Annotated in this window: 19 protein-coding genes, 4 tRNA genes, 1 riboswitch and 1 other annotated feature; of the genes, 18 read left to right on the top strand and 5 right to left on the bottom strand. The window is 51.9% G+C overall.

The genetic code is table 11. The annotated features are described in order from the left end of the window. Positions 1-1,475 precede the first annotated feature (1,475 nt). The 3 genes from Afil_RS08390 to Afil_RS08380 form a co-directional block, all read right to left on the bottom strand. Positions 1,476-1,551 (bottom strand) — tRNA-Ala (locus Afil_RS08390). A 28-nt stretch (positions 1,552-1,579) separates the two neighbouring features. After that, positions 1,580-1,656, bottom strand: a tRNA-Ile gene (locus Afil_RS08385). A gap of 203 nt (positions 1,657-1,859) precedes the next feature. Next, positions 1,860-2,426, bottom strand: a complete 567-nt coding sequence (locus Afil_RS08380; protein ID WP_230268115.1) for a zinc ribbon domain-containing protein — start codon at positions 2,424-2,426, stop codon at positions 1,860-1,862. 275 nt (positions 2,427-2,701) lie between these two features. Between Afil_RS08380 and Afil_RS08375 the strand changes: the two genes are divergently transcribed. The 6 genes from Afil_RS08375 to Afil_RS08350 all read left to right on the top strand — a co-directional run bounded on the left by Afil_RS08375 (position 2,702) and on the right by Afil_RS08350 (position 7,182). Then, positions 2,702-2,778 (top strand) — tRNA-Ile (locus Afil_RS08375). Between the two features lie 19 nt (positions 2,779-2,797). Next, positions 2,798-2,873, top strand: a tRNA-Ala gene (locus Afil_RS08370). 420 nt (positions 2,874-3,293) lie between these two features. Further along, positions 3,294-3,539 carry a helix-turn-helix domain-containing protein gene (locus Afil_RS08365; RefSeq protein ID WP_230268114.1) on the top strand — a complete coding sequence of 82 codons (246 nt, stop codon included), beginning with the start codon at positions 3,294-3,296 and terminating at the stop codon, positions 3,537-3,539. A 159-nt stretch (positions 3,540-3,698) separates the two neighbouring features. Next, the gene (locus tag Afil_RS08360) at positions 3,699-4,748 is read left to right on the top strand and encodes a magnesium transporter CorA family protein (protein WP_230268113.1); all 1,050 of its coding nucleotides are present in this window, start codon (positions 3,699-3,701) and stop codon (positions 4,746-4,748) included. A gap of 150 nt (positions 4,749-4,898) precedes the next feature. Next, entirely contained in the window at positions 4,899-6,329 is a 1,431-nt protein-coding gene (locus tag Afil_RS08355; RefSeq protein ID WP_230268112.1) for a S41 family peptidase, read from the top strand. 143 nt (positions 6,330-6,472) lie between these two features. Continuing rightward, positions 6,473-6,572: riboswitch (THF riboswitch) on the top strand. Positions 6,573-6,621: 49 nt separating this feature from the next. After that, a complete protein-coding gene (locus tag Afil_RS08350; RefSeq protein ID WP_230268111.1) occupies positions 6,622-7,182 on the top strand; it encodes a folate family ECF transporter S component in 561 nt (186 codons plus the stop codon). A gap of 218 nt (positions 7,183-7,400) precedes the next feature. Here the strand turns inward: Afil_RS08350 and Afil_RS08345 are convergent, their stop codons facing one another. Further along, positions 7,401-8,597 (bottom strand): bifunctional folylpolyglutamate synthase/dihydrofolate synthase, encoded by a 1,197-nt coding sequence (locus tag Afil_RS08345; protein ID WP_230268110.1) that lies wholly within the window; start codon positions 8,595-8,597, stop codon positions 7,401-7,403. A 102-nt stretch (positions 8,598-8,699) separates the two neighbouring features. On the opposite strand from Afil_RS08345, the gene ung reads away from it, so the two are divergent. Continuing rightward, on the top strand, positions 8,700-9,371 hold the full coding sequence (gene ung / locus Afil_RS08340) for a uracil-DNA glycosylase (protein ID WP_230268109.1): 672 nt from the start codon (positions 8,700-8,702) through the stop codon (positions 9,369-9,371). A gap of 493 nt (positions 9,372-9,864) precedes the next feature. On the opposite strand, the gene uvrB is transcribed toward ung, so the two are convergent. Further along, positions 9,865-11,841, bottom strand: coding sequence for an excinuclease ABC subunit UvrB (gene uvrB / locus Afil_RS08335; RefSeq protein ID WP_230268108.1), 1,977 nt, complete (start codon positions 11,839-11,841; stop codon positions 9,865-9,867). Between the two features lie 483 nt (positions 11,842-12,324). Here uvrB and ispG point away from each other — a divergent pair, with 483 nt between their 5' ends. The 11 genes from ispG to Afil_RS08280 all read left to right on the top strand — a co-directional run bounded on the left by ispG (position 12,325) and on the right by Afil_RS08280 (position 22,853). After that, positions 12,325-13,374 carry a flavodoxin-dependent (E)-4-hydroxy-3-methylbut-2-enyl-diphosphate synthase gene (gene ispG / locus Afil_RS08330; protein WP_230268107.1) on the top strand — a complete coding sequence of 350 codons (1,050 nt, stop codon included), beginning with the start codon at positions 12,325-12,327 and terminating at the stop codon, positions 13,372-13,374. A gap of 120 nt (positions 13,375-13,494) precedes the next feature. Continuing rightward, complete coding sequence (pta, locus tag Afil_RS08325) at positions 13,495-14,469, top strand: phosphate acetyltransferase (protein ID WP_230268106.1); 975 nt, start codon at positions 13,495-13,497, stop codon at positions 14,467-14,469. 162 nt (positions 14,470-14,631) lie between these two features. Further along, the gene (locus Afil_RS08320; protein WP_230268105.1) at positions 14,632-15,120 is read left to right on the top strand and encodes a hypothetical protein; all 489 of its coding nucleotides are present in this window, start codon (positions 14,632-14,634) and stop codon (positions 15,118-15,120) included. Positions 15,121-15,328: 208 nt separating this feature from the next. Continuing rightward, positions 15,329-15,598, top strand: a complete 270-nt coding sequence (locus tag Afil_RS08315) for an ACT domain-containing protein (RefSeq protein WP_230268104.1) — start codon at positions 15,329-15,331, stop codon at positions 15,596-15,598. An 8-nt stretch (positions 15,599-15,606) separates the two neighbouring features. Continuing rightward, on the top strand, positions 15,607-16,962 hold the full coding sequence (locus tag Afil_RS08310) for a PFL family protein (protein WP_230268103.1): 1,356 nt from the start codon (positions 15,607-15,609) through the stop codon (positions 16,960-16,962). A 123-nt stretch (positions 16,963-17,085) separates the two neighbouring features. Further along, positions 17,086-17,281 (top strand) — a binding site (T-box leader). A gap of 87 nt (positions 17,282-17,368) precedes the next feature. Then, positions 17,369-18,175: a transporter substrate-binding domain-containing protein gene (locus Afil_RS08305; protein WP_230268102.1), complete on the top strand. Its 807-nt coding sequence runs from the start codon at positions 17,369-17,371 to the stop codon at positions 18,173-18,175. 20 nt (positions 18,176-18,195) lie between these two features. Next, the gene (locus Afil_RS08300) at positions 18,196-18,867 is read left to right on the top strand and encodes an amino acid ABC transporter permease (protein ID WP_230268101.1); all 672 of its coding nucleotides are present in this window, start codon (positions 18,196-18,198) and stop codon (positions 18,865-18,867) included. Between the two features lie 34 nt (positions 18,868-18,901). Further along, positions 18,902-19,633, top strand: coding sequence for an amino acid ABC transporter ATP-binding protein (locus tag Afil_RS08295; RefSeq protein WP_230268116.1), 732 nt, complete (start codon positions 18,902-18,904; stop codon positions 19,631-19,633). Between the two features lie 30 nt (positions 19,634-19,663). Beyond that, complete coding sequence (locus Afil_RS08290; RefSeq protein ID WP_230268100.1) at positions 19,664-20,770, top strand: aminotransferase class I/II-fold pyridoxal phosphate-dependent enzyme; 1,107 nt, start codon at positions 19,664-19,666, stop codon at positions 20,768-20,770. A gap of 428 nt (positions 20,771-21,198) precedes the next feature. Further along, entirely contained in the window at positions 21,199-21,864 is a 666-nt protein-coding gene (locus Afil_RS08285; RefSeq protein ID WP_230268099.1) for a metallophosphoesterase, read from the top strand. A gap of 98 nt (positions 21,865-21,962) precedes the next feature. After that, positions 21,963-22,853 (top strand): hypothetical protein, encoded by an 891-nt coding sequence (locus tag Afil_RS08280; RefSeq protein ID WP_230268098.1) that lies wholly within the window; start codon positions 21,963-21,965, stop codon positions 22,851-22,853. Positions 22,854-23,061 lie beyond the last annotated feature (208 nt).

The raw sequence follows: 23,061 nt of genomic DNA, 5'->3' as shown, positions 1-23,061 counted from the left end.
TTAGAAAGTGTCCGCAATTAGGGAACAGATCAAAACGATCGTCCAGTAGTTGGGGTCGCTGCTAATCGGGTGTCCTTGGAATAGGTTGACTCTAAAAAAATTGTCCACTTTCTGGGGTACAGTTTATTCCTCCCTTCGAAAGAAGGTTTCGACAATGAAGCTAAGGAATTTCTCGAACAAGTCAGAAATTTAGAGGTTGAATATGCGCAGGATTATGACAGCCCGCGAGAGAAATTGTTCTGAATATGCGGTGATCTAGCCGATAAAATCCAAGATCAAATCGCCCCATAACGGATCAAAGTCAGAAAAATGTGGCAGCTCTGGTGAAATAGAACTTAACAAGTTTAGGGCTCCAGTCGAATCTCTCGAGCATGCAGCGGTACGAACGTCATTAAAGACAGACGGTTTTAGCTCTTTTATGTTCAGTGCACTTCTCCCGGCATTTTACTGCCGGTCGATTTAGATGTAGACATTTTTATGAAAAGTAAAGTTTCGTAGAATGGATTTGTTCTGTCCGTTCGCTGACAAAAGCTTTATTCACCGCGTTTCTGGCAATAAAGTAAGGCAAGATCAAAAGCGGCTCTCAGAAAAAAACTCTCTACGGGGAGAAATTTGAAAAACGAATGCGCTGTATGGCGTTAAGTTCGTTGTTATGGCTTTAACCAGTACGAACCGGGTTGAGACGCCTCCTGGGAGTACCGGTTAGCATGCCGCTCCATTCTTTTGCAGAAAGGGGAATAATCTTGGAATCTTTTGATTAGGATTTGGTTGAAAGATACGTACGATTGTTTTTACCAACGGCGATGCTCGGCGGGTATGGATCGGAAATGTGACAAAAGCTGGCGATCATCCTATCGAAACGGATGACACGATAGGTGTCACGGAAGCTGATGAGAGCTTTAATGCTTATTTCCCTGATGAAATAGAATCCATTGAATTTGTGGACCCCTAACCGGGTCTTTTTCTTTCGGTAGAGGCTGTCTGTTTATGTGCAACAGAACCAATTCGATCCGACAGTCCCTGAATAAGTGCGCTTTGATGGAGCCATAGAATTTGAGGGGAATTGAAATTCTGAGTGCTTTAAAGGATGGGTATACAGTTGGTTGAAAACTGCTCATAGTTCTGTCTCTGCGGTTTCCAAAAGATCTATTTCTTTTGAGTAACAGACTGAACAAACCGTTCGCAGTCTTGCTTGTTCCCCGGTCTTAAGGCATGAACTTGAAATTTTGGGTAACCCCCGTAAGAAACGAAACCGTTCTGGAAAAGCCGTCTTCTTAAGGCCAAAACGGGCCGGGTTTTACCGGCAGAAATAAGCATCGCGTTCGGCAGAGATAACTATCGACGAGAAGGATAAAAAGAATTTTATGCTTCAGAAGATTCTGCATTTCTGTTTCCGTTCATCCAAAATGAAGCCTTCTACGCTCAAATGGGTATAAAAAAACCTTCAGGCAGTTACCTGAAGGTAAATTTACGAATGGTGGAGCGTAGGAGGATCGAACTCCTGACCCCCTGCGTGCAAAGCAGGTGCTCTCCCAGCTGAGCTAACACCCCACATAGAGTAAGAAAAAAATAAATAAAATGGTGGGCCTGAATGGACTCGAACCAGCGACCTCATCCTTATCAGGGATGCGCTCTAACCACCTGAGCTACAGGCCCAATTGCTTAACGCCTGATTAGAATATCATCGCCTTAAGAAAAGGTCAAACATTTTATTTCATTTTCCATAATTGTTTTGAATGAGGCGAGCGATGAAAACCGTCCATGCCGCTGCTCCCCCGGCACACCATGGATACCGCAGGTGCACCCGGAGGCGCATCAGGAGGCTGCATCGAACGCAACGAAACATCTAGAAAAGCGCATCAGTGACGGAAGGCATCCAGATCGATCGCGGCACCGATCGCGTCCAGAATCCAGCCCAGCGACACTTCTACCCGGCTCAGCAATTCTGCAGCGACGATTCCTTTATAGGCGTACGTGTAAAAGTCGCCGCCAAACGGAGTGGAAGACAGCGGAGAGCCGGCGGTTCCGATTCGAAAAATGCCGATCACGATAATAATCGTTCCCACGATCAGGCGGATCCGTCTGTACCGGGCCTTAGAATCGTTATCGGTTGTCTGTTCGGCTGGATCCTGTACATTCTTTTCCAGACTGGGATTGGGATCTTTGGAATCGGATGAATCCGCCGCTTGCTGATCCGGAACAGACGGCATTTTGGACTCCGACTGTGCAGAAGCAGGATGGTCTAAAGTGACATCCGCCGTGCAGGGCTGTTCCGGGCTTTCGGACACGTCTTTCTTCTGTTCTGCAGGTGCCATTTCCTGCGGAAGGGAGGATCTGGCTTCTTCCTGGTTTTTAAAAGAAGCAGTGCAGGAGAGGCAAAACGAAGAATTGTCTTCAGCGACAGCACCGCATCTTGGGCATTTCATATTTTTTCTTTCGCTTTGATCGCGCACAGAAAAGCAGAACTGCCCGCCGCAATCGACAGCAACTATTCTATATTGATCGGAATCCCATCTTATAAGAATTACGAAACATAGATTATTGCGTATTTCACGGAAAGCGAAAGAACGGACACCGTTTTCCCTCCGCCCTGCGCTGTTCTCCGTTTCCATTCCCCTCATTCGATTTTTTTAGATTTTTGAAGCATTTTTGTTTGACCCGCATGGGAGCTTTTGTTAATATGATTGAGCAATCGGGAAACGGGCCTGTAGCTCAGGTGGTTAGAGCGCATCCCTGATAAGGATGAGGTCGCTGGTTCGAGTCCATTCAGGCCCACCATTTTCCTGATTTGTTATGTGGGGTGTTAGCTCAGCTGGGAGAGCACCTGCTTTGCACGCAGGGGGTCAGGAGTTCGATCCTCCTACGCTCCACCATTTTTAGAAACTATACGGATACCTTTCTCGGTTCATGGAATTAAAGAGGTATCCGCTTTTTTACGATCAGGTATTCGTTTTATTTTTTTAACTGGCAATTTTCTTCGAATCCACAGATCGAAATCGGAAAGTGCACGTTTTGTTCGCTTTTTTGAATGTTCGGTCTGGTCCGAATCCGACTGGAACTTGTAAAAATCGGCAGAAAAAAGTGTCGGGAAAGATTTACCGGATTCCTTTCAATGTATCCGAAATCGTTGCTTCTTTTGTCCGTTTTGCTTGTTTCAGTCAAGTTCAGACGTACTGTCGATGATTGGCACGATTGTATTAATATGATTGAACTCAACTTATTTGTGGAAAAAATAATATTCAAATCAGATGAAAACTGTATAATTCATATCATAAGGACAGGAGAAGTTGATCATGATACGGAACAATCTGGAGGTTGACATTAAAGTCAAGTGCGTGGAAGCAGGGCTTGTTCAGCGTACACTCGCCGAGAAACTGGGCGTGACGTCGCAGTACGTCAATCACATCATTAAGAAAAAAGACGGGCTGGTGAATAAGACATTTATTCAGATCATGGAAGGTCTCGGGTATGATGTCGAACTTCGATATGTTCCCAAGAGTGAACGAACCGAAGAGGAAGAAAGCAGGAACGGAGGATGAATTTCCTCCGATTTTTTTTGCTTATTTTTCTTTGGAAAAGACAGAGAAGGTACAGCCTGAATCTGTATCGATCGGAACGGCGATCTGCTTTTTCGGTTTTCACAGCCTTCGCGCCGCTAAAAGACAGGTAGAGTGGACTTAAAAAGAGGTGTGCATTTTATGAATATCTGCTGGAACAGGGCGCATCCCGATCAGGCGCTGCTGATTTTGAGCAGCGAGGAAGCCCGCAAGAGAAATCCGGAATATTTCACCGGCGAAACGCTGCCGGATCTGAGTCATCCGATTCGCTTCTGCCGCATTCTGTACGATCGCGGCGTGCTTTCGGGTACGTTTGTCATTCCGCGCAAGGAACAGCCGATCGCGGATCGCATGAGCTTTGCGTTTGTTCTGGAAAATGACAGTCTTTGCTTTATCAGCGACGAAAAGGCGTTTCACAGCTATTTGCAGGCGTTTATGGACGAATACACGCTCGATATCTGCAGCGCCTTTCAGTTTCTGCTGCGCTTCATGAACTACATGATTCAGGAAGATGTGTACTTTCTTGAGGATTACAACGAAAAGCTCGAAACGATTGAGGAAAACATTTTCGAAAACAAGGAATCGGGCATGGAACGCTACATCATGATGACACGGCGTGACATGAACATTCTCGGCAACTACTACCTGCAGCTGACCGCGGTCGGCCATACGATGCAGGAGACGATCATCCCGCAGGATCAGCCCAATGAAAACGCGATGATCTCGCTGTTTCTGGCCAACAGTACGCAGCTCGAAAATCTGGCAAGCACGATCAAGGACTATACGTCCCAGATCTGGAATCTGCGGCAGACGCAGCTGTCGGACCGCCAGAACAAAGTCAGTACGCTGCTGACGATCATTTCGACGGTTTTCCTGCCGCTGACGTTCCTGACCGGCTGGTACGGCATGAACTTCCAGGACATGCCGCTGATCAAATACAGCCATGGATATGCGGTCATTATTGTAGTGATGCTGGTGATTGCGGCCGGCGAAATTCTGTATCTGCGCAAGCGGCGCTGGCTCGGATCGGACAAGGCGAAAAAGGAAAACGTCTTCCATCATGACAAAAGCCTGGATAAGAAGCTTCACAAAGCGATTCGTGAAGATCATAAGCAGGCGCGCAAGGATGAAAAAGCCGACGAGGCGCAGGCAAAGGCGTTCCATCCCAAAGACGACCGTCCCGGCGAGTAAACCGAATTGAATTTACCAAGCGTGCCCTTTCGGGCACGTTTTGTTTGAAATACGGGCGTGGTATAGTGCATACGGGCTTTTGCCTGTGCGCATGGATCGGCGCCCTGAAAGCGCAAATCCGTGCCAAGGAGGTCTATTTTGAAGAAAACGATGCATTCAATCGTAAATCGAAGCCTTTCTCTGACACTTGGCGTGCTGATGAGCTTCTCTCTGGCGGGCTGTTCCGGCTATCGCTTCATGGGAGCGGCCAGCGAGGCACAGGCGGTTAAGGATACCACCAAGTATGAAGAAGTGAAGAACATTCTGGAAAACGAATGGTACTACGGCGCCGACAACCCGAATCTCGACAGCGAGCTGACGGAAAAGGCGCTCGAGGGCATGACGAGTTTCGAAAACGATCCGCATACGATGTACCTGCCGCTCGATCGTTCGACCGACTACAGCCAGCAGCTCGCTGGAAACAATGTCGGCCTGGGAGTGGTCTGCTATCAGAACGCCGGGCAGCCGATGCGGCTGAAATCGATTTTTATCAATTCGCCGGCGGATGAAGCCGGACTGAAAGCCGGCGATGAAATTTTGAAAATCGATGATCTTGACGGAACGGGAACGCCGCTCGATCAGATCATCGAATACATTAAGGGCAAGCCGAATACATCGGTGCACCTTACGGTGCGCCGCGACGGCCAGACGCTGGAAATGGATCTTACCCCGGCCCAATACGATTCCACAGTCGCGTTTGATGTCGAAGACGGCTATGGTCTGGTGAATCTTTCGTCCTTTTCCCAGAATTCGGGAAAAGACGCGGTTGAGGCGTTCAAGCGCCTGGAAGAAGCCGGCACGAAAAATCTGATCCTCGATCTGCGCGGCAATACCGGCGGCTATCTGCACGCCATGCAGACGATCGCTTCCGCGTTTCTGCCTGCCGACAGCGTGCTGTTCAAGGAAAAGCTGCGTGACGGCACCGTGCGCGAAATTACCGTCGCCGATGACAGCTATCAGGCGAACTTTGATCACGTGTACATTTTGCAGAACGGGCTGACGGCCAGTTCCTCGGAAGTGCTGATCGGCGCTCTGAAAGATCAGATCCCGGACAAGGTCACGACGATCGGATCGAAAACGTACGGCAAGGGCACGGAACAGCTGAACAAAGTCTTTGAGGACGGAACTACGCTCAAATACACCGTCGCCGAATGGCTGACGCCAAACGGAACGTCGGTCAACATGGTCGGCATCGAACCGGACGTACCGGTTGAAGTCGAAGAATACCAGAGCGTCGGCTACCGGCTGATGAACGAAGACGAAGAGCCGATCCGGCCGGATACGGTGAACGACAACGCCGCGGCACTGCAGATTTTCCTGCGCGAGCTCGGCTATCCGGCGGTACGCGGCGACAATTACTATTCGCCCGAAAGCGAAGCGGCTCTGCGCCAGTTCCAGAGCGATAACGATCTGGAAACGACCGGCGAAGCGGATGCGAAAACGTTCGCGCTGCTCGTCCAGAAAGTCTCGGAAAAGATCAATACCGAAGGCTACGACAGCGATACGGTGTTCCAGAAAGCGCTCGAGCTGATGAATTCCTGAAAAATAACGCTTTGTTCCTTTACAGGCGGTCTATTCGGAGTCTTTCGAAAGGCCGCCTGTTTTTTGATACAAAGCGAGTCGGAACTTGCACGGTCCGGCGGGCTTCGTTGACAGAGTGGAGAGCCTCTGGCTATAGTGCATGCGACAGAGTAAGGAAACAGGCGTCAAGTGTGCCGGAAATGGGGAGTCGGTCCGGCAACGAAAAGGGTTACCCTTGCGGTTTGTTTCCTGCATCCCGCTGCACAAGAAGGAACCCTCCTTTTTTCTGCAACGAGGAAAGGAGGAATATGTCATGAAAATCAAATCGCTTTTCGAATGGAAAAGCGCCCGTCTGTCCGTCCGTTCCATCGCGGGCATGGCGATGCTTTGCGCCCTGTATGTGGTGCTCAATATGTTTTCGATTTCCCTGAGTGCGACGCTTGAGATTCGCTTCTCGTTCATCGCGCTCGCGCTGAGCTGCGCGCTCTACGGGTTCTTGCCCAATCTGATCTTCTGCTTCGTGGCGGATCTTCTCGGCTTTCTCGCCCATCCGACCGGACCGTACATGCCGTTTTACGCGATGGTGCTCATGGTCAAGGCGCTCATTTACACCCTGTTCTTTTACGGACAGAAAAATGTGAGCGTATGGCGCATCGTTCTCGGGGAGGCGGTGGCCATTCTGGTCTGCAACGTGATTCTTACCCCCCTGGTGCTGACCATGCTTTACGGCACGCCGTACTGGATTCTGGTGACTGGCCGCCTGCTGAAAAACCTGATCGCCTGGCCGCTCAACTCCATTATGCTGTTCTTGAGCATGCGTCTGCTTCCAGCGCTCAGTGCCCGCACGCAGCTGCGCTCCTCGCATGCAGCCTGAAGCCGATCCCCAAAGCGAGTACATAAACCGAAAACAAAGCGGAAAGTATACGAAAAATACAAATAAAACCGATAAAAAAGACGCCTCTTCGAACCGACCTCGAAGAGGCGTCTTTGCCTAGAAACAGTAAGTCACCCGGGATGCAGCAACGCAGAATTGCAGAATCGCGGAAATGCCGGAATGAGGGGAAGCCGGATCCGCGCAAGTCCGGCTTTGACTCAGGCAGAGGGGGCCTGGTCAATGGCCGCATGCAGAGCCTGAAGAACTTCTCCTGCAAAATAGAGCGAACCGCATACGAGAGTATTTTTATTCGTGCTTTTCAGGCGCTCAAGCAGCGTATCGAAGGAAAGAACATCGAGGTTTTCCTTTTGCGCGAGCGTATCGAGCCGGGCCAGACGCTGCGATTCGAAATGGACAAGATGAATGTCCGGCGCAATCGTTTGCAGCCTTGCGATCATTTCGCGGGCCTGCTTGTCGGCAAGAACGGAAAAGAAAATCTGATCGATGCTCCAGCCGCCTTCCTGAAGACTTTTGCAGAGGGCGTCTATGCCGTTGGCGTTGTGGGCGCCATCTACAAAAAGCAGCGGATGGCTGCGGACGATCTGAAAGCGGGCGGGCCAGAAAAAGCGATCGATGGCCTGTTTCTGCTCGTCTGGCGTGAAAGAGAAGCCGGCCTGTTCGAGCAGCGTTCGCGCGCAAAGATAGTTTTCTTTCTGATAGGCGGGAAGTGCCGGATTCCACAGGGGATCAAGCGGGGAAAAATCGCGCGAAATTTCGATCAGAGTCGCGTGCTTCGTTTTGGCGGCGTCCTGAAATACGCGCAGGCAGGCGGGATCCTGCTCCGCGGTAACTAGAGTCATGCCTTCCTGAATGATGCCCGCTTTGGCCTGGGCAATCTCGGTTTTGGTCGAACCGAGCAGCCCCATGTGATCCAGGCCGATCGATGTGATGATGCCCCACGGATAGTCGAGAGCCGTGGTGGCGTCGCGCGTTCCGCCAAGACCGGTTTCCATGAGGACAAAATCGGGGCGGACTTCCTGAAAGAGGGCGCAGGCCATGAAGAGATCCATTTCAAACATCGTCATGTCGCGCGCTTTAAACGTTCTGGCGTACCGGTCGTAAAGTTCTTCCCATCGATCCATGGAAATCGGCTTCTGATTCAGACGGAACCGCTCGCTGTGAACCACTAGGTGCGGGGAAATGAAAGCGCCGGTGCCCAAGCCTTTCTGGGCGAGCAGCAGTTCCAGCCAGGTGATGACGGAACCTTTTCCGTTGGTGCCGGCGACGTGAATCGAATGGGGGAAAGGGGAGGGGCCAAAGTCTTCGGCCAGCCATCCTCTCAGCTGATCGAGAGAATGGTTCAGGCCTTTGTGCCGTTCCATTTCCTCGACTTTCTGCATGCATGTATTCGTCATGGCTATAATGATAAGACGAGGCACAGAAAACAGCCAGCCGGCAAAGCCCCCCTTCCAAATCGAAGGGGCGTGTACAGACGTGCTGGAGAAGGGAGAAACTGCATGGAATGGAAAGATGTCATGGAAGAAGAACTTCAAAACGGAACGTTAGGACCGATTCGGGCGTTTCTCGAACAGGCGTACGCGTCTTCTCCCGTCTACCCCGCAAAGGAAAACATTTTTAAGGCACTGGAAATGACTCCGCTCGATCAGGTCAAAGTCGTGATTCTCGGTCAGGATCCGTATCACGAACCGGGTCAGGCGCAGGGATATTCCTTTTCGGTGCCTTCACAGGTGCGCATTCCGCCTTCCCTGCAGAACATTTACAAGGAACTGAGCGCGGAATATCAGGTTCCGGTGTATCGCACGGGCAATCTGTCCGACTGGGCGGCGCAGGGCGTGCTGCTGCTCAACTCGATTATGACGGTGGAGCAGGGCAAGCCGCTTTCCCATTCAAAAATCGGCTGGCAGAAATTTACGGACGATCTGATCCGGGTGCTCAACAAACAGGATCAGCCGATCGTCTTTCTGCTCTGGGGCGGTCACGCCCGCAAGGCGAAGGCGCTGCTTGACAATCCGAATCATCTGGTGCTGGAAGCCGCGCATCCTTCGCCGCTTTCGGCCAACCGCGGCTTTTTCGGGTGCAATCATTTCGTGAAAGCCAACCAGTTTTTGCAGGAACACGGAAAGGAACCCATTTTCTGGACTGAGGATAACAGGCAAATGGCCGACTGACGGCAAGCCCTCTTTTTACAATGAAGACAGAAATGAAAACGCCTGTCTGAAAGAGAGGGAGACCTATGAAAAAGAAAACGCCGTATGGCAAATGGATTTTCTGGACTGTGATCGGCATTGCCGCCCTGATCGGTCTGTATTTCAGCCTGATGCCTCATTAAGAAAGAAACTGTCCCTTCGCAGCAGTTTTGCGAAAGGAAACAAGGACATAAAAAGAAACAGAAAAATGGTGCACGCTCCATGGTTTGGAGAATGCACCATTTTTTAACGGGAAATCGAGGAACTTGGCCGGATTCCTGCCGGCACGTTCCTGCGGGATCCTTTTTTGCGGGCTGTGTTCTGCAGGTCTGGCTGTCGGACGGATTTTCCGTGTTTTCTGTTTTTGGATTTTCCGGCTTTTCGTTTATTGCTTATTGCTTATTGCTTATTGCTTATTGCTTGCTGTTTATCGCTTTTGGCTTTTCTGATTTTTGGATGCAGGCTTCGTCTGATATCAGGCGTCGGCCTTGAGCTCGAGAATCATGTCGCGCAGTTCGGCTGCGCGTTCGAATTCGAGATCGCTGGCGGCCTGCCGCATTTCGGCTTCGAGTTCCTGAATGTATTTGGCCGTATCCTTTTTGGAAAGCTTCTGCTTTCTTCGCAGGTAGCGGGCCGTCATTTCCTTCGTTTCCTTGGAATGAACGACTTCGCGGATCGGCTTGATGATCGTTTTCGGCACGATGCCATGCTCTTCGTTGTACGCCATCTGAATGGAACGGCGACGGGCGGTTTCGTCGATCGCGTAGCGCATGGATTCGGTAATGGAATCGCCGTACAAAATGACTTTGCCTTCGGCGTTTCGCGCGGCACGGCCGATGATCTGAACGAGCGAGCGCTTGGAGCGCAGGAAGCCTTCCTTGTCTGCGTCGAGAATGGCGATCAGGGAAACTTCCGGAATGTCGAGGCCTTCTCGAAGCAGGTTGATGCCGACGAGCACATCGTACTTGCCACGGCGCAGATCCTGAATGATCTCGGTGCGTTCGATCGTTTTGACTTCGTGATGCAGCCAGGCCACCTTAATGTCGAGATTTTTCAGATACTCGGTGAGGTCTTCGGCCATGCGTACCGTAAGGGTGGTAATGAGCGTGCGCTCGCCTTTGGCGATGCGGTCGCGGATTTCGCCGACGAGGTCGTCGATCTGTCCTTCGGTCGGGCGGACTTCAACGATGGGATCGAGAAGACCGGTCGGACGAATGATCTGTTCGACGATTTCGCCTTCGGTCTGTTCGAGTTCATAGTCGCCGGGCGTGGCGGATACGTAAATGGACTGCGGGGCCTTTTCTTCAAATTCCGAAAACGTCAGCGGACGGTTGTCGAGAGCGGACGGCAGACGGAACCCGTAGTCGACCAGCGTCTGCTTGCGGGCGCGGTCGCCGTTGAACATGCCGCGGATCTGCGGCAGGGAAACGTGGGATTCATCGACGATCATCAGAAAGTCGTCGGGGAAATAGTCAAAAAGGGTGTACGGCGTTTCGCCGGCTTTGCGGCCGTCGATGTGCCGGGAATAGTTTTCAATGCCCGGGCAGACGCCGAATTCGCGCAGCGCTTCGATGTCGTAGCGGCAGCGCTGTTCGAGGCGCTCCTTTTCCAGCGGCTTGCCGGCGCCTTCAAAATATTCCAGACGGTCTTCAAGTTCGGCCTCGATGGAATTGGCGGCGCGTTCCATGATGTCCATGCTTGTAGCGTAGCCGCTGGCCGGATACAGGTTATAGAGGTTGTACGCCTGAATGAGCTGGCCGGTGAGCGGGTTGACTTCGCAGATCCGCTCGATTTCATCGCCGAACATTTCGATGCGGATTAAAAAGCGGTCCGTATAGCCCGGCGAAATTTCGATGACATCGCCGCGCACGCGAAACGTGCCGCGCGCCGGTTCCATGTCGTTGCGCTTGTACTGCTGGGCGATCAGACGGGAGAGCAGGCTCTGACGGTCAATCTGCTCGCCGACACGGATCGTGTCGATCATGTTTTCGTACTGGGCCGGGTCCGAAGCACCGTAAATGCAGGCGACCGAAGCGACGATGATCGTATCGCGCCGGTGCAGAACGGAGTTGACCGCGGCCATGCGAAGCATGTCGAGCTCTTCGTTAGTTTTCGTGTTTTTATCGATGTACGTATCGGTTTTGGGCATGTACGCTTCCGGCTGGTAATAATCGAAGTAGGAAACGAAGTATTCCACCCGGTTGTTCGGGAAAAATTCCTTCAGCTCGGCGTACAGCTGGCTGGCGAGCGTTTTATTGTGGGCGAATACAAGCGTGGGCTTGTTGACCGCCGCGATGACGTTGGAAATGGTGTAGGTCTTGCCGGTACCGGTGGCGCCAAGCAGAACCTGATGCTTCTTGCCGGCCTGGATGCCTTCGACCAGCTCGGCAATGGCCTGCGGCTGATCACCGGCAGGGGGATAAGGAGAAACAAGTTCAAATTTTTCGTCCATAGTTCATCCTTTCTAGTCAGGCAGACCGCCATAGGCAAAAAACGCGTCTGGACCGATGCCTCTTTTCTGGATGGCGGGCTTTTCGCGGCTGCACTTGCGATCTGCAGGATTCGAAGAAAAAGTCTGTCTCTGTCTGCACGGCGTCGTTTTGTCCGGCAAGCCGAAGGCGCAGAAAGGAATGCGCCCCCAGACAGGCTATACTTAATTTTAGCAGAGCCGTCAAAGGCGCCCGCCTGCGGCCCTTTCTTAAACTGCGCATAGAGGCAGGCTATGGAGTTTCCAGCAGATTTTGCCGGTTCCCTTGCGGAACGGCCGAAAAAATACTGCTTTTGCGGCCAGCTGTTTTAGCCAGTGCAGGAAATTTTATGCGCCAAAGAAGACTTTGCGAAAACCAGAGGAAAAAATAGAAGACAAAGTGATTTTCCAAGAGGAATGCCTGCCCTGCAGGCCGTAAAATAGATTCAGGAAAGGCGATGATACCCTGTGCACAGAACGAAAACAAGACCGGTATTTGCGGGAAATGTGCAGATCGGCGGAAACAATCATGTGGTGGTGCAGTCGATGTGCTCCATCAAGACCGATCATACTGACGAAGTCATTTCCCAGATTCTCGAACTTGAAAAAATGGGCTGCGAGCTCATTCGCGTTTCGGTGATGGATTTCTCCGATGCGCGCGCGATCGAAACGATCCGCAAGGCGATTCACATTCCGCTTTGCGCCGACATCCATTTCGACTACAGACTGGCGCTGGCCGCCATTGAAGCCGGCGCGGACAAAATCCGGCTCAATCCAGGCAACATCGGCAGCCGCGCGAACGTGGAAGCCGTCGTAAAAGCCTGCAAGGAAAAACACATCCCGATTCGAATTGGCATCAACTCCGGTTCGCTCGAAAAGGACATTCACGACAAGTATGGCAAGCCGACTGCCGAAGGCATGATTGAATCGGCGCGCCGCCACGTGGATATTCTGGAAGATCTCGGCTTTTACGATATTGTGCTTTCCTTCAAGTCGAGCGATCCGCTGCTCTGCATGGAAGTGTACCGGCTGGCGAGCGAAACGTTCGACTATCCGCTTCATCTTGGCGTAACGGAAGCCGGCACGCAGATGACGTCGGCGATCAAATCGACGCTCGCGCTTGGCCCGCTTCTGCTTGAAGGCATCGGCAGCACGATTCGCATTTCGGTCAACGGCGACGCGCAGAAGGAACTGCCGATCGTGCGCGAACTGCTCAAGGACTGCCGGCTGCTCGCCGACGTGCCCAATCTGATCGCATGCCCGAGCTGCGGCCGGACGGCGTGGGACATGAAACCGGTCGTCGATGAAATGGAACAGTGGCTGCAGACGCTACGCAAACCCGTTACCGTAGCCATCATGGGCTGCGCGGTTAACGGACCTGGCGAAGCGCGTCACGCGGACATTGCAATCGCGGGCGGAAAAGGCGAAGGACTCTTGATCCGCAAGGGAGAAATTATTGAAAAAATCCCGGCCGATCAGATGGTCGAACGCCTGAAAGAAGAGGTCCTCAAGTTCTGAAACCATCCTGTTTTTCGGGGAAAATAAAGCAGTTTGTGAAAGAATGGACCAATTAGGCAAATCAACAGCACAATGGTATATTGGTGGATGGAAATCCATACACACAGAGGTAAACAGAACATGATTATTTCAAAATTAGCTGAACGGATCCGCGGCAAGGATGTCCGGATCGTATTTACAGAAGGCTGGGACAAACGCGTTATGGGCGCTGCCGTTCGTCTTGCGAAAGAAAACATCCTGAAGCCGGTCCTGCTCGGTGAAAAAGAGCAGATTGAAGCCTGCGCAAAGGAAAACGGTTTTGATCTCACCGGCATCGAAATGATCGCTCCAAGCGAATTTGCGGACAAGGAAGCCATGATCACAAAAATGGTTGAACTCCGTCGAGGAAAAATGTCCCGTGAAGCCGTTGCGGAAGCGCTGAGCCACACCAACTACTTCGGCACGATGCTCGTTAAAATGGGCTATGCGGACGGTCTGCTTGGCGGTGCGACCTATTCCACAGCCGATACCGTACGTCCGGCTCTCCAGCTGGTAAAGACGGCTCCAGGTCAGTCCATCGTTTCTTCCACATTTATTCTGGTTAAAGGCAACGAACAGCTGTTCATGGCTGACTGCGCCATCAACCGCGACCCGAACCCGGATGAACTCGTAGAAATCGCCATTCAGACAGCAGACACTGCCCGCAAGTTTGGCGTAGAACCAAAAGTGGCCATGCTTTCCTACTCTTCCTTCGGCTCCGCTACCGGTCACTGCGTAGCCAAGATGGACGAGGCGACGACTCGTCTGAAACGTATGCCGCTCGACTTTGACGTAGACGGCGAAATGCAGTTTGACTGCGCCGTTGTACCGGAAGTCGCTGCACTGAAAGCACCGGAATCCAAAGTTGCCGGTCATGCCAACACCTTCATCTTCCCGAACCTTTCTTCCGGAAACATCGGCTACAAGATCGCTGCCCGTCTGGGCGGATGGGAAGCTTTAGGCCCAATTCTGCAGGGTCTGAATGCGCCGATCAACGACCTTTCCCGCGGTGCCAACGAAGAAGAAATCTACAAGATGGCGATCGTTACCGCTGCGCAGAAAGCCCTCGGTATCTAGTCGATTCTTCCCCCGTTTTTCATGGAGAAACTCCATGGATCGAATTTAAAAAGTATATCCATAAGGCTGCGGCTCGAAAAGCTGCGGCCTTTTTCTTTGCTCTGCAGAGAACGGGCGGTATGAACGGTACGAAATGAAGCGGGGCGCCGTATACTGAATAGTATGAAAAAACTGGAAAAATTCCCCTGGCCGATTGAAGAAGGCGCCGTTGCGGATTTCGCGGACGGCGAACTGATTCTGGCGGTCAAGGATGACGAATGGAACGATGCCCAGCTTGAGCGGGCGGCCGAACCGTTTACGGTCGAAGTGTGCGAGACCAATGGCATTGTGATTTTCTTGATGGAAGGCGGACCGCTCGATACGTGCGACTTCTATTTCAACATTCAGGACTGTGAAGCCAAAGACGAATTCCTGGCGCAGAAAAATCTGAAAGTGCAGGCCGTCCTCATGGACAAGGAGGATATTATCCGCATTATTAAAACGGCTTTGCTTTCCGAAGAAAAAACAAAAGAAGTAATCGATCTGCTGAAAAAACAGGAAAACTTTGAATTCATGCCCGGTGAGTACGACTGCAATGTGGAAGGGCTTCAAAGCGCTTACGAACCGACGGAACTGGCAAAATACGCGAAAACTTCATTTGAACTTCGTTGATTGCCTGTACATTCGGTAAACTTGAACCTGAACGAGAGCATCCAGACGATGCTCTTTTTTAACCCGGCTGTCCGCTTTGGAACAGCCGTCGCGGCGGTCTGGAAATCGGATCGCTAGGAAAGGGAAATCGAAAAGGCCGCAGCCGGCTTCTTTCCATAAGAGCGGCTGGCGGCCAGAACCCGAGAGAGAAAAATAAGGAGACAACGAGATGAAAGCAGTTATCAGTGTAGTCGGCACGGACCGCGTAGGCATTCTGGCGCTGGCCGCCAATGCCTGTGCCGATCATGGCGTCAACATTCTGGAAGTCGCGCAGACCATTCTGGACGGCATCTTTTCCATGACCATGATCGTGGACATGGATCGCATGGATACTACCTTTGATGAGTTTACACAGGGCATGGAAGCGATCGGACTGGAAAATGAACTGGTCATCCGCGTCATGAACCAGGAAATCTTTGAAGCGATGCATACGATTTAGAGGCCGCCATGCAGACAAAAAATATTCTTGAAACCATCAAAATGATCGACGAGGAATGCCTGGATATCCGAACCATTACCATGGGCATTTCTCTGCTCGACTGTGCGGACGCGGACATTCACGCCTCCTGCGCGAAAATTGAAGAAAAAATCTGCCGTCTGGCCAAGAATCTGGTCAAAGTCGGCGACGATATCAGCCGAGAATACGGCATTCCGGTCGTCAACAAGCGCATTTCGGTTACCCCGATCGCAATGCTTGTGGCCGCTTCCGGCGGCGATCCGGTCGAATACGCTCTGACACTCGAGCGCTGTGCGCAGAAGCTAGGCGTCAATTTCATCGGCGGCTATTCCGCTCTGGTGCAGAAAGGCTATTCGCACGGGGACAACGAACTGATTGAAAGCATTCCCCGCGCGCTGTCGCAGACGGAGCACGTGTGCTCTTCCGTTAATATCGGCTCCACCAAGGCTGGCATCAATATGGACGCGGTCAAGCAGATGGGCCGCATCATCCGCAGCTGCTCGGAAATCAGCGCGGATAACAGCTGCATCGCCGCAGCCAAGCTCGTTGTCTTCTGCAACGCGCCGGAAGACAACCCGTTCATGGCCGGCGCCTTCCATGGCGCAGGCGAAGGCGACTGCGTCATTAACGTCGGCGTATCCGGCCCGGGCGTCGTCCGTGCCGTTCTGGCCAAGGCCAGCAAGCACGCCACGATGGATGAGCTTGCCAACCTGATCAAGCGCACCGCGTTTAAAATTACCCGCATGGGCCAGATGGTCGGCAAGGAAGCCAGCCGCCGTCTGGGCGTTCCGTTTGGCATTGTCGATCTTTCGCTGGCGCCGACTCCGGCTGTCGGGGATTCGGTTGCCTATATTCTCGAAGAAATGGGTCTGGAAACGTGCGGCGCGTACGGCACCACCGCCTGCCTGGCCATGCTGAACGATGCCGTGAAAAAAGGCGGCGTCATGGCGACCAGCCACGTCGGCGGTCTGTCCGGCGCCTTCATTCCGGTTTCGGAAGATGCCGGCATGATTCACGCAGCCAGCACCGGCTGCCTGCGTCTGGAAAAACTGGAAGCCATGACCGCAGTCTGCTCCGTCGGCCTCGACATGATCGTCGTGCCGGGCGATACGAGCGCGGACGTGCTGTCCGGCATGATCGCGGATGAAGCCGCGATCGGCATGGTCAACACGAAAACGACCGCTGTACGCATCATTCCGGCCATCGGCAAGGAAGTCGGCGACGTTCTCGATTTTGGCGGACTGCTGGGCAGCGGCCCGGTTATGCCGGTCAATCAGGAGAAAAACAGCGTGTTTGTCAACCGCGGCGGCCGTATCCCGGCTCCGCTGCAGGCCCTGAAAAACTAAAATGGGAAACCAGTCCTGAAAATCAAGAAAAAAAACGATGAAAAAAACGCTTAAACGCTCTTTTCCGATAAAAAGCCGCTCGTCCGGGTTTGCCTTTTGAAGGGCCTTGTGTTTAAATCGTTGCATAAAACGAAGAAGAGAAGTAGTAAAAGCCGGAACCTTGCAGAGAGACCGCGGCTGGTGAAAGCGGTCAGGGATAAAGCTTTGAACGTGTCTTGGAGTGCGGACTAATCCCCGCCGTAATCCGCGTTAAGGATGAAAGAGCCCTGGCTATTGCCGGGGAAGTAAGGTGGTACCGCGTATAATCTGCGTCCTTTCGTCAATTTCGAAAGGACGCTTTTTTTATCGGACCGCTTCCTGATTCTGATCTTCTATATGGGCCGATGCCCAGGAAAGGAATAAAAAAATGAAAAAGACTGTATCGATCGCATTAAGCGCACTGCTCGCCTGCGGCATTGCCGGATGCTCCTCCGCACCGGCCGAAACATCCAGCAAGGCCGATGCTTCCAGCACCGCGGCCAAAGCGGACGCCAAGGAAATCCTCATTGGTATTTCCCCCGACTATCCGCCTTATGAATCCAAGGATTCCAGCAACCAGATCATCGGTTTTGACCCGGATATGACCGACTGGATCTTCAACTATCTCAACGAAAACGGACACAACTACACCTACAAGTTCGAAGAACTTTCCTTCGACACCATTATTTCCGCGCTGCAGGCCGGCCAGATCGACCTCGGCATTTCCGGTTTCACCTACGATGAAGACCGTGAAGGTATCTTCTCCGATTCCTACTACGATTCCGCACAGGTTATCGTTGTCGCTTCGGATTCCGAATTCACTAACGCTGACGATCTCAACGGCAAAGTGGTAGGCGCTCAGCAGGGAGCTACCGGCGAAGAAGCCGCTGCCATGATCGAAGGCGCTCAGGTACAGGCCGTATCCGATGCCAACCTCATGATGGAAAACCTGAAAGCACACGGCATCGACGCAGTTGTCATCGACAAGGCTGTAGCGGACCAGTACGTAGCCAACGGCGATTTCAAAATCATCGGCGACGCTCTGATGGATGAAGAAAACATCATCTACTCCACAGAAGACCACAAGGAACTGATGGATGAAATCAACGAGGCGATCAAAGCCTTCAAGGAAAGTGACGAATACACCGTTCTGACCGAAAAATGGTTCGCTCCGGCGGACAAAGACGCCGAATAAGTGAGGAGATGCCCTGACGAATGGAAAAAATTCTCACCCAGGAAAACCTGCTTTTCCTGCTCAAAGGCGCCGGCATTTCGCTGCTTTTAGCCCTGGGTGCTCTGCTGATCGGCATGGTAATCGGTATCCTGCTGGCAGCCGGCCGTCTTTCCAAGGTTAAAATTCTCAACTGGCTTTGCAGCATATATGTAGAAATCTTCCGCGGTACGCCAATGCTTCTGCAGATCATGTTCTTCTATCTCGGCATTCCGGTTCTGATCCGGATGATTACCGGGGTAAGAGTTCGCATGGATGTGTATGCGGTGGCGCTGACCGCTCTGTCGCTCAACTCCGGTGCATATCAGTGTGAACTGTTCCGTTCCGGTATTCAGGGCGTTGACAAAGGACAGTGGGAAGCGTGCGAAACGCTCGGCATTTCCTACTGGCCGATGATGTTTCAGGTCATTCTGCCCCAGGCGTTCAAGCGCATCATTCCGCCTCTGGTTTCCGAGTTCATTACCCTGATCAAGGACAGTTCTCTGGCCAGCTGCATCGGTGCCGGCGAACTGATGCGCAACGCGCAGACGCTCGGTGCGCAGTACTATAACTATCTTGTTCCGCTAATCGTGGCCGGCATCATGTACCTGTTCATGACGCTGATCATCAGCTGGCTCTCAAGAAAGCTGGAAAGGAGGATGGCTGTAAGTGACTGATCCAAAAACAAACGAAGCGAAAGCTTCTGGCATCATGATCGATGCCTCCCATCTTTCCAAAAACTTCGGAAAGCTGCATGCGCTGCACGATGCTTCCCTTCAGGTCAAAAAAGGCGAAGTCGTCTGCCTGATCGGTCCTTCCGGTTCCGGCAAGTCGACGTTCCTTCGCTGCATTCACGGTCTGGAAACACCGGATGAAGGATCCGTTACTCTTGACGGCAAGCGCATGGATCCGAAAAACAAGGCGGAATACCGCGAGCTGCGCAATAAAATGGGTTTCGTTTTCCAGCACTTCAATCTGTTCCCGAACAAAACCGTTATCGACAACTGCAAGCTTGCCCAGACGACGGTTCTGAAGCGTTCGGATGAAGAAGCCGAAAAAGTGGCGCTCGAATATCTGGGAAAAGTCGGCCTGCTCGAAAAACGGGACAGCTATCCCAACCAGCTTTCCGGCGGACAGAAACAGCGTGTGGCGATCGCCCGAGCGCTGTGCATGAATCCGGAAATCATGCTTTTTGACGAACCGACTTCCGCTCTTGACCCGGAAATGATCAAGGAAGTACTGGAAGTTATGCAGGATCTGGCTGCCCAGGGCATGACCATGATCGTGGTTACCCACGAAATGGGCTTCGCCCGCAAAGTCGGCACCCGTGTTGTCTTCCTCGAATCCGGAAAGATCGTGGAAGAGGCGGATTCCGAAACATTCTTCACAAACCCGCAAAGTGAACGGGCAAAAGAGTTCCTGTCCAAAGTTTTCTATTCCTGATCAGGAACCGCCCTGCAGGAAAGGAATTTTATGAACATCAAGGATTTTCTGACTGAACAGTGGATGAACGACTATGAACGTCAGGCGCGTTTCAACATGACCGACACATCGGCTCTGCCGATGGGCATGGAGGAACTGCTGGCGTTTGAACCGGATCTTTTTAACGGTCTCGTTCTGGATTACGGATGGATTACCGGTGATCCCGCTCTTCGTCGGGAAATCCTTTCTTTATATGAAGACCAGCGCGAAGAAACGCTGACCATGACCAACGGGACGCTTCAGGCCAATGAACTGGTCATGAACATTTTGCTGAAAGCGGGCGATCATGTAGTGACCATCACGCCGGGCTACCAGCAGTTTTCCGATTATCCCCGCTGGCTTGGATGCACCGTCAGCGAACTGCCGCTCATTGAAGACGGCTGGACGCTCGACTGGATGGCGCTGGAAGAAGAATTTCAGAAGGGCACGCGCCTGATGGTGTTCGCCTCGCCGAACAATCCGACCGGGACCTGGCTCAATCGCGAAGAGGTCCTGCGTCTGCGCGATCTGGCGCGAAAATACGATGTCTGGATTCTTTGCGATGAAGTGTACCGGCAGTACGACGCGGACGAATGCGCCATGAGCGATGTGTATGAAAAAGGCGTCAGCACCGCTTCGCTTTCCAAGCTGTTCGGTCTGGCCGGCGTACGACTGGGATGGGTGAAAGCCTGCCCCGAACTCATCGCGCAGATTAATGTGTTCCGTGACTATACGCTGATCTGTGCCGGACCGCTTTCTGAAAAAGCGGCCTGGGCCGGTCTGCACCACCGTCAGGAAATACTCGAACGCTCCAAAAAGAAAATCGCCGAGAACAAGAAAATTCTGGCGAAGTGGCTGGAAAAATCTCCGTGGTTTTCCTGCCAGCTGCCGCGCAAGGGAACGGTTTCCTTTCTGAAACTTCCCGAAGGGCTGTCCAGCCGGGAATTTGCGAAAGGACTTCTGGAAGAAACCGGTATTTTCTTCGTTCCGGGCTGGTGCTTTGGAATGGATCAGTATGTCCGGCTTTCCCTGGGCCGGAATTTCGAAGATCTCGAAGGCGTTCTCGATCGGATCGATGTCTGGACCGCAAAGAAGATGCAGGAAAAAAAGAGAAGCTGAGCACATCCGGGCAGTAAATCCGGCGTCCGGGGGAAGGGCGAAAGAAGTACGAAAATGGGAAAGAGAACCGTTCGCTTTCTATATCCGCTTTCTATATATAGTGGATATCGACATAGACTCGGATTGGACTTTTCTGAAGACCATAAATTTCCCATTGGACAGTTTTCGAAGACAAAAGCGCGCAGCCTGAAAATCCATCTGTACACATGTGGCGGCTTGAACAGCCGCTTTTTCTGTCGAACGAAAAAGAAAAATGAACCGGCTGAGCAGGCTCGCCGGTACAAAGAGAAGGGGATAATTCGGCAGTTTCCTGTCCAAAACGGTAGGATAGAACCGGATGCAGCCAGGTCGCCGGCCCAAGAGCAGGCGCCAGGAAGCCGTACAAACCGGCAGATGGAGGTCATCCAGAAATTTAAGGGGGTTGAACGATGCGCTACTACATCGCGGACTGTCATTTCTTTCACCGCTCGCTGCTGACCAAAATGGATCAGCGCGGGTTTGAGAGTGCAGAAGAGATGAATGAATATATGATTGAACGATGGAATCAGAAGGTAAAACGAAATGATGAAGTCGTAATTCTGGGGGATTTTTCGTGGGGAAACGGAGAGCAGACGAATGAACTGCTCGAACGGCTGAATGGCCGAAAATTTCTGATCAAGGGCAATCATGACCTGTATCTGAAAGATAAAACCTTTGATCCGAGTCATTTTGAATGGATCAAGGACTATGCGGAACTGCATGACAATCGAAGAAAGGTCGTTCTTTCGCACTATCCGATGATCTGCTACAACGGGCAGTATCGAACGGACGAGCAGGGAACGCCGACGACGTGGATGTTATATGGACATATTCATAACACCCACGATCAGGACAATCTGGATGTGTGCTGCGACTATATCGCCAGACAGACGCATGCCAGAATCGGAACCGGTGAAATCGCGCAGATTCCGTTGCAGATGATCAACTGCTTCTGCATGCGTTCGGACTATCAGCCGCTGAGTCTGGACGAATGGATTGAAACAGAAAAGAAGAGGAGAATGCCAAAAGCGGATTTGGCCGAAGTACTCCATGCGCAAGACGTATCCAGTAAATAAGAGGCGTACACAATATATAGAAAGGCGAAAAGCCGATTTCTGAGGGAAGAGACGCTCAGAAGGGATGAACGATACCGGCTTTTGATTGGCAAAAACGTATGACACTGACCGAACGAAAGCGTCTGCTCAAAAGCATGGACGGTGCGAAAAAGGATGAGCTGATCCTGACGTATTTCAAACGGATGGATAAGCAGGAAAAAGAACTGTTTGATCTCTATATCCAAGCCGTGGCGGAAGGTAAGGAACCACCTGACGCGAAAGCGAAAATCATAGATGTCAAAAAGGCTCGAACCAAGGCGGAGAAACTGATCGACCGGATGCTGGGCTGGAGAAGATGCCGCGGCGCGACCCGCACCAAAATGAAAAATGAGATGAAAAGCATTCTCAAAGAACTGCCCCTCATGCCAGAAGAAGCCGTAGAGTACGATCTCGCCTGCCAGACGTATCTGGAAATCGCCCGGCAGCTCTGTGTTGTGGATGAACGGTCTTACTACTGGAGCGGCTGTCTGGAAGAAATGAATCTGACCTGGACAGAGCTGTATCGAACCGCCTGTTCCATGTATATGGCCAGAGGAATTCGCGTCGAAACGTTTGAAAAGCTGTGCGATGCGATTTTGCCGATGGCAAACGGCGACTGGATCATTCAGGATGAACTGCTCGACGTTCTGATGGGTTATATCCGAAACGGCGATCTGCGCTTTGATCTGATCGACGACTACGATCAGAAAATTCGTGCGCTCCATGCCGAAGACAGTGCCCAGATTCAAAAGAACCGAAAGCGGATCGATCTGTACGAACATTTTTATATTCGTCTGATGGAAGCCGACGGCCAGAAAGAAGCCGCTCTCGCTCAGGTGCGCGCCTGGGAAGGCAGCGAGCGGCATAGCGAAATCCGGCGCCTGCTCGAAACGGCGGCGCGGGAAAAAAAGCGCGAAGAAGAAGAACGCTTTGCAAGTCTGGCAAGGGAAAAGGAAGACGAAAGCGATTGAACCCACAGACCGGGAAAACGAACAGCGGTCATTCTGCATGAAAACGCATACAGGATGACCGCTTTTTTTACGACGTATTTGGTCAATGTCATTAAGTTAAGATTTCTCAGACCACATCAGCGTTAAGCAGTGATGTGGTCTTTTTTCTACTCTTCAAGTCAAATCTCGAATGATTCGAGTTTTTTCACTTTTTTCTAAAAATCTATTG

Origin of the sequence: Allobaculum fili, from assembly GCF_020969955.1 — a bacterium.
GTDB classification, from domain to species: domain Bacteria; phylum Bacillota_I; class Bacilli_A; order Erysipelotrichales; family Erysipelotrichaceae; genus Allobaculum; species Allobaculum fili.
The sequence above is the reverse complement of the archived record's forward strand: the minus strand, read 5'-3'. Positions and strand labels throughout refer to the sequence as shown.